Source organism: Paenibacillus sp. 01L418 (assembly GCF_056400045.1).
Window position 1 is genome coordinate 1 of sequence record NZ_JBFTSN010000306.1, and the last position, 7,940, is coordinate 7,940.

Below are 7,940 nucleotides of genomic sequence, written 5' to 3' on the forward strand. Positions count from 1 at the left end.
GCCCAGAAATCCATGGCAATCGTTCGAATTTGAATTTCTACAAGCACATTTTCAGTTCGATCGGTAAGGAAGACCGGTATCTCAATAAGCAAATGAATGCTCTGATAACCATTTGGCTTCGGGTTGATGACATAATCCTTGAGCTCAACGACGCGCACGTCGCTTTGCTTGCTAATCATGTCGACGATTTGATAAATATCGGTAGAGAAGGAACAGATTACGCGCACACCAGCAATATCCCGAATATGCTCTTTGGCATCCTCAAGAGTGATAGGGAGCCCTTTGCGCTGAAGCTTCTGCATGACGCTCTCTGGCGCTTTGATTCTGGTCTTCATATGCTCGATCGGATTGTAATCATGAATAAATTGAAATTCTTCATTTAGAATGTTAAGTTTTGTTTCTACAGCATCGAGCGCAAATTTATAAGTCAGAAAAAAATGAGCCCATTGCTTTAGTTGATTCGTTTTCATACGCAGATCACTCCTGATATAACAATTATATATATGTGATTATTAGCTGGAACGGTTTCGACATAAGCGAGAATCGTTGTATTATTATAATGGTCGATATTATATGCCAAGTCAAATTTATAGCATACTTAAAAGTCAACAGATGGGAGAGTTAATCATGATCATAGACATTCATAACGTTTCGTGGGAACAAGATAACAATAAAATTTTGGAACAAATAAGCTGGAAAGTAAACGAAGGTGAGCATTGGTGTTTGCTTGGACTGAACGGTTCTGGCAAAACAACATTGCTGAATATGATTAACGGCTACATTTGGCCATCTGAGGGCAGTATGGCTGTACTTGGGAAAAAATTCGGTGAATTTGATTTACGCGAGCTGAGAAAAAGCATTGGTTGGGTTAGTACTTCATTGCAGCAAAAGCTATATGGCTCTGAGACTGCTCTGAAAATTGTTCTTAGCGGCAAATTTGCAACCATTGGACTATATGATCAAACCGATTCTGCTGACATGATCCAAGCAGAAGAATTAATGAGAACACTTGGCTGTACAGCTTTAATGGAGCGAACATACAACACGCTGTCACAAGGAGAGAAGCAGCGAGTGTTGATCGCAAGAGCGCTGATGGCTTCTCCGAAGCTGTTAATACTGGATGAGCCGTGTACAGGCCTTGATGTATTTGCACGCGAGCAGCTGCTCCAAATGATAGCTGCTGTGGCAGGCGAGCAGAATGCTCCTACCATTATTTACGTGACCCATCACGTGGAAGAGATATTGCCTTGCTTTGCAAAAACGCTTTTAATTAAGAAGGGGAAGGTGTTTGCAGCAAATGACACTTCTGAGGTGCTGACATCCGCACTTATGAGTGATTTTTTTGGAGTGCCTGTCCATATCGAGAAGCGTAATAGCCGAAACTGGATTACTGTTGAGGGGGATTTATGGAATTAGTATTGCAAGAGCCGCAGTTTCAGCTGCAGCAGCCTCCTGAGCCAAAAAGATGGAAAAAAATAATGGCTTGGTTAAAAAATCGATTCGAGCTTAGAAATGAACGAGATCATTATATAGCGAGAATTGCTACAGGAAGCTCAGCTCTATTTGCGTCACTAGCGATGACGGCAGCCGCGCTTGGCATGCCGACTGGACTTGGTACGGCTATTGATATTTTACTTTTTTTAATTTTGAATATCGTTGCTATGAGTCTAGCAGCGAACTTGCTATCATTTATATATTCAATGTTGTATTTACCAATACCACGCAGACTTGCGGCTGTATGGACATACGCTTCGATAGAGGCTTATCTGATTTTGTATTATGCAGAGCTTGGCATACTCATGTCGATTATCATTGCGTTAGCTTTTACCATACTAGGGGCTGCTGCGGGCTGTTTGCTCGGTATCCTCTTAAAGTTAAAAATAAAGCGACGGAGCAAATTTTTGATTATGGTGGGAGCAGCTTCTGTTGCAGCGATCAGCTATCTGTTTGTTTATTGGCCAGGAACTGCAGCTATGTCTCAAACGGCTGACGTCGCGCTGGACAGCGATTCCATTCGCAATACAATAAATGCGCCTGATCCAGCTGAGAATGGGAAGTTTGTATTTCAGGCTTTCACTTATGGAAGCGGGCTGGATAAGCATAGAGTCATTTTTGGCAAAGAGGTTGATGTTCGATCTACGGCAGTTGATGCTTCAGCTTATATTACAGAATGGTCAAAACTGAAAACAAAATTTTGGGGATTTGACGAGCATGCTCTGCCTTTAAATGGGCGTGTCTGGATGCCGGAGGGTGAAGGACCATATCCAATTGCACTTATCGTACATGGCAATCATTTGATGGAGGATTTCTCTGATGGGGGTTATGGCTATTTGGGGGAGCTGCTTGCTAGCCAAGGCATAATAGCCATTTCAGTAGATGAGAATTTTTTAAACTATTCCGTTTGGTCTGGTATACCTAATAATGATATGAAAGTACGCGCTTGGGTACTTCTTAAGCATTTGCAGCAAATTAAACAGTTGAACGAAGAAGTCGGCAATCCTTTTACCGGAAAAGTTGACATAAGCAGGGTTGCATTAATTGGTCATTCCCGCGGGGGCCAAGCAGTAGCTATGGCTTCTGATGCGGATCGCTGGTTTAAAGACGACAAAACATTAGAGAGCTTAAATGATGTTGTAATCGAGTCTGTTGTGGCAATTGCACCAACAGATAAGCAAGTCGATAATAAATCGGCTCAGCTGACCGATGTAAATTACTTGACGCTTCAAGGGGCGCGAGATGCGGATGTAAACAATTTTTACGGTGATCGACAGTACAGCAGAACGAAGTTCCAAGAGTCAACAGATAAGTTTAAGGCAGCTCTTTATATCGCGGATGCTAATCACAGTCAATTTAATTCTGACTGGGGGAGAATGGATGAGCGTCCGCCGGGAGGCCTGTTTTTGAGTCGTAAGGAGCTGCTTGCGGCTGAGGACCAGCGTCAAGTTTCCAAAGTGTATGTATCCGCATTTTTGCAAGCTACTTTGCTAGGAGAAAACAGCTATAAGCAGCTTTTTGAAGATTATCGGTCTGGACTTGATTGGCTCCCAAATACAGCGTATACCAATCGGTTTGAATCGTCCGATTTTACAGAGATTGCTAGGTATGATGATGGCAAGCAAAAAACAGCGCTGAAGAATGGCGGCAAGGCGAGTGTTGCTGGAATGATCGATTGGAGCATCGCATCAGCTGAAGACCGCGATGGCAAAAACAAAGGTACAAAAGGAATCGAGCTGGAATGGTCGGAGCCTGGGGCGGAATATGCTTTGGAATTATCGCCAAAAACGATTGATCAAGCCGCAGAAATAACGGAGGGCAATCTTGTATTTTCGATGGCAAATCTTGAACGTGATTTGATCGCTGTAGAGGATAAAGACAAAGCGGATGCTGCTCATAACGAATTAGAACTCTCTGAACCGCCGCCGCTGCCGGTCATAGAGATTGAGCTTACGACGACTGAAGGCGAGAGTATAGAGCTAGGCTTAGATAAAGTGATGCCTGTGGCGCCGCCAACGTATACTGCCTTTATGGCTTTTCCTTGGCTGGAGGAGCGAATTAAGGATGAGAAATATAAAGAATCTTCGGAGCCCATATTTCAAACCTACACGCTGCCGCTTGAGCTGTTCAGCTCAGACGAATTAGCGATAAAAGCGGATGAGATTAGCCGAATTACGTTTCGTTTTGTAAGTGGACCAGGAAAAGTAATGATTGACGATATTGGGTTTACATCATAGTGAGCAAATAGGAAAGCGGGATGCCTGGCAGTTGGCATCCCGCTTTTACAACCTTATATGAATCATAAGTTACGAGCTTGTCCAGATGGCATCAGCCCGGAAGACTTTCCTTTTCTTCTTTAAAGGTAAAGTTTCTTGCAGCATATAAGAATGGTGTCGAACAAMGGGATACGATAAATTTGATGACATAAGTCGATAAGAAAATAGAGAGCCAAAGCTTGCTGCTATAGCCTGGTGCGCCTGCAAAAGCAATGGTGCAAAATATGAACGTATCGACTAGCTGACTTACCATAGTACTCCCATTATTACGAATCCAGAGCTGATTTGGAGCCGGACATAAACGTTTTAAAGTGGAGTAAATTTTGACGTCCAAAAATTGGCTCACAAAATATGCGCATAAGCTTGCTAGTGCAATTCTTGGCATTAGTCCGAATAACGTTTCCATAGCACCTTGAACCTGCAGAGGAAATTCTTCATTTAACGGATTAAAAAGAAGCGCCATCTGCATAATAATGGTCGAAGTAATAAGCGTGAAGAATCCGAACCAAACGGCTCTTTTGGCCGCTTTTTCGCCATACTTTTCATTAAGAAGATCTGACGCCAAGTAGATAGTTCCGTACATCGTATTGCCAAGCGTTATAGCAATAATCATGCCGAAGGCATGGATATCGATTGTTTTGACGACTTGAATGTTGGCTAACACGGTAGCCATTCCTATCCAAGCGTAAATGCCTACCCGGCCAAAAAAACGATACGAAAGAAGAAATAACGAAAAATGCACGAGCATGAAGATCGCGCCAAACCATAAATTAAACATGTTGCTTGTTACCTCCTAGTTTTGATAACGCGGGAGTTTTCGAACCGCGAATTGCTTGACTGATAAGACTTCTGAGTTGTTTTTCTGCCTTTGTCATTATAAACGCTTCTTAGGAGCGGAGCAATAACTTTTGATTGTTGTTTCATTTAGGCGGCAGAAGATGGTAAAATGGATGTTACGTTTTAAAACATGGTATGCCAAAGACTTGGTTAACCTTACTAATAGTTAAGGAGTGGTAAAGTGACTAATTCTAACGAACAATTGGAACAAGAGCAGCAGCGTGTCATTGACGTGACGGATCTCATCCGCACTCGGATAGAACAATTCAACAATCAGCTTGGCGGCATACGCGAGGATATCGTTGATTTTCGACGTAATTTTTGGGATGATGTAACACTAAATTTTGAAGATGCGGCGGAATCAGCAGAGTCGCATGCCAGCATGAAGCAGCAAGCAGAGGTACTCTCAGAGCGTGAAAGAAGCCATCGCCATGCTGAGGAACAGCTTAAAACACTTTATAAGCTTGAGCATTCTCCATACTTCGGTCGAATTGATCTTCAGGAGGAGGGGCAGTCCAAATCAGAGCCGATTTATTTAGGTGTAGGCTCCTTGCTGGATGAAAGCGGATATGAATACCTTATCTATGACTGGCGTGCTCCCGTGTCGAGTCTTTATTACGATTATGGCCCGGGTCCTGTGCAGTACGAAACGCCAAGCGGCTCGATTGAGGGCGAAATGTCGCTTAAGCGTCAATTTATTATACGTGATGCTGAAATTCGCAGTATGTTCGACACAGGTGTCACAATCGGGGATGAGCTGCTTCAGGAAGTGTTAGGCAAGCAGTCAGATGCCCAAATGAAAAGCATTGTAGCAACGATTCAACGCGAGCAAAATCGCATCATTCGCAACGAGCGCGCAAGGCTTCTTATCGTTCAAGGAGCTGCGGGCAGCGGAAAAACGTCAGCCGCGCTTCAACGAGTGGCCTATTTGCTTTATCGGTATCGCGGCTGGTTAAATGCGAACCAAATCGTTTTATTCTCACCAAACCCAATGTTCAACAGTTATGTGGCGACCGTATTGCCCGAGCTTGGCGAGCAAAATATGCAGCAAACGACCTATCAGCAATATCTCGAGCACAGGCTAGGACAAACGTTTGCCCTAGAGGACCCATTCTCACAAATGGAATATACGCTCGCAGCGGTTAATGAACAAGGCTATGATGCGAGAATAGCTGGAATTACTTATAAATCAAGCAATTCGTTCATGCATTTGATTGATCACTATGCAGCCGAGCTTGGTCAAGAGGGGCTAGCTTTTAAAGCAATTACGTTTATGGGACGAAAATTGATTTCTGCAGCAGCAATTTCGGAGCAATTTTACAGTTTGGAGCGTTCGTCTTCCATTGGAAACCGGATACGCCTTACGGCGGAATGGATACTGAAAGAGCTGACGCGGTTAAGCCGCGAGGAACGGGATCAGGACTGGGTTCAGGAACAGATCGAGCTTCTGGATCAAGAGGCGTATGCGAAGGCGTTTGAAGATCTGGAACGGAAAAAACATTTTGCAGGAAACACATTTGACGATTTTGACGCTGAACGTGATTATTTAGCCGCGATGGTTGTGCAGAAAAAATTCAAGAAGCTGCGCAGACGAGTGAAGCAATTATTGTTTTTGGATGTGCCGGCGATTTATAAGAGACTATTCGAGGATAATGCGAATATGTTGGAGCGATTTAAAAACAGCGATCATCAATTGCCTGAAAAATGGAATGAAATTAGTGAGCAAACGATTGCAAAGCTCAATCAGAAAGAGATTTATTATGAGGATGCTACTCCGTATTTATATTTAAAAGAAAAGCTTGAAGGATTTCAAACGAATACATTGGTTAAACATTTATTTATTGATGAAGCGCAGGACTATTCACCTTTTCAATATCACTATTTAAAACGTATTTTTCCCAACTGCAAAATGACCGTGCTGGGTGATCTCAATCAGTCCATATTTGCTCACGCTGTAACAGGTAATGGCTTCGAGCCGTTATCAGAGCTGTATAGCGAGGAGGAGACAGAGAAGATCATTTTAACAAGAAGCTATCGCTCGACGAAGCCGATTGTGTCATTCACGAGTCGGATGATTGAAGGCGGTGATCAAATTGAGGCCTTCAACCGAGATGGCGCTGAACCAACAATCACTAAAGCAGATAGCGAAATGCAGCTCATAGAGGGAATGCAGGAACGAATGAATCAGCTGCTGCTGGGCGGTTATCAATCGATTGCGGTCATATGTAAAACGGCGGAAGAAAGCAAACGCATGCATGCGTCTTTGCAGCCATACTTTCCTAAGCTCCGCCTTGTAGAAAAGGAAACCGTTACGTTTGAAAAAGGAATTATTGTGATTCCTACTTATTTAGCCAAGGGCGTCGAGTTTGATGCAGTTGTCATTAGCAATGCTAGCAATGAGATCTATTCACGCGAAAGCGAAAGAAAGCTGTTTTACACGGCGTGTACGAGAGCGATGCATGAGCTCCATATTTTCCATACGGGAGAGCTCACGCCGTTCATCAGATAACCTTATTTTCTAATCTCTGACCAAATATCATGAACATCCACTTGAAGCTCCGAAGCTATCAGCTCTGCTGTAAGTCTTTGGGGCTTCAATATTTTCCCGTTGCGGAGCTTGGAAATGGTTTGAATGGAAATACCGGTTGATGAGGATAGATAACCGACGGTTATATCTCTTTTGGCCATCCATATGCGCAGTTTCATCGAAGCTTCGATACAATCATCGACAGGACGCAGATCCCAGATGACGAATGCAAACTCAAGCACGTCGCCAAATCCGTCAATAATAGGTGTAAACGAAACGGACAACTCAAACTCGATCCCGCTTAGCTTGCTTGTCTTAATCGTAATACTCCGCTCTTTTTTTTGCAGGTGAGCCTCTTGTATTATTTTTAAAATTTTACCATGATCCGTTTCCGCAATAAATTGCAGCAGGGTTTCGTCCTGCATTTGCTGGTTAGGCTCAATTTGAAAGGGAGCAAGCCTGTCTCTTAGAAAACGCACATGATGATGTCTATCAATAATTCCGCTGATCAACACTTTATTTCTTTCTGCTTGCTGTTCAATCCAATTGTATGGTGATAGATCTTCGAATATAATGAAGGCATAAAGAAGTTTATTATCAATGCTCCTTGGCAAAGGCTGCAGGTCAATGCGTACAGAGATTTTTCGTTTCGATTTGGTGTAAATATTAACTTCGCTTCTCATCACTTGCCTTGAAATGTTGATCTTGTATTTATGAAGCAAATAGCTGCTTTTTTTGGATTGCAGCTCTTTTAGCGTATAACCGCATAACCTAAGGAAAGCTTGGTTCGCGTCCTCTATGCGCAC

Annotated in this window: 6 protein-coding genes; 3 read left to right on the forward strand and 3 right to left on the reverse strand. The window is 43.1% G+C overall.

Annotation, left to right across the window (positions count from 1 at the left end; all coding sequences use genetic code 11):
• Window positions 1-470, reverse strand: a 470-nt coding sequence (locus AC1DSE_RS25710; RefSeq protein ID WP_477528392.1) for a GTP pyrophosphokinase, incomplete at its 3' end; no start/stop codon positions are given.
• 157 nt (window positions 471-627) lie between these two features.
• Here AC1DSE_RS25710 and AC1DSE_RS25715 point away from each other — a divergent pair.
• Window positions 628-1,416 carry an ABC transporter ATP-binding protein gene (locus AC1DSE_RS25715; RefSeq protein WP_477511380.1) on the forward strand — a complete coding sequence of 263 codons (789 nt, stop codon included), beginning with the start codon at window positions 628-630 and terminating at the stop codon, window positions 1,414-1,416.
• Window positions 1,407-3,731, forward strand: a complete 2,325-nt coding sequence (locus tag AC1DSE_RS25720; RefSeq protein ID WP_477511381.1) for an alpha/beta hydrolase — start codon at window positions 1,407-1,409, stop codon at window positions 3,729-3,731. Before AC1DSE_RS25715 ends, AC1DSE_RS25720 begins: the two co-directional genes overlap by 10 nt.
• A gap of 91 nt (window positions 3,732-3,822) precedes the next feature.
• Here the strand turns inward: AC1DSE_RS25720 and AC1DSE_RS25725 are convergent, their stop codons facing one another.
• Window positions 3,823-4,548, reverse strand: a complete 726-nt coding sequence (locus AC1DSE_RS25725) for a queuosine precursor transporter (protein WP_477528393.1) — start codon at window positions 4,546-4,548, stop codon at window positions 3,823-3,825.
• Window positions 4,549-4,788: 240 nt separating this feature from the next.
• Between AC1DSE_RS25725 and helD the strand changes: the two genes are divergently transcribed.
• Window positions 4,789-7,116 (forward strand): RNA polymerase recycling motor HelD, encoded by a 2,328-nt coding sequence (gene helD / locus AC1DSE_RS25730; RefSeq protein WP_441886079.1) that lies wholly within the window; start codon window positions 4,789-4,791, stop codon window positions 7,114-7,116.
• A gap of 2 nt (window positions 7,117-7,118) precedes the next feature.
• On the opposite strand, the gene AC1DSE_RS25735 is transcribed toward helD, so the two are convergent.
• On the reverse strand, window positions 7,119-7,940 hold an 822-nt coding region (locus tag AC1DSE_RS25735), incomplete at its 5' end, for a PAS domain-containing protein (RefSeq protein ID WP_477528394.1).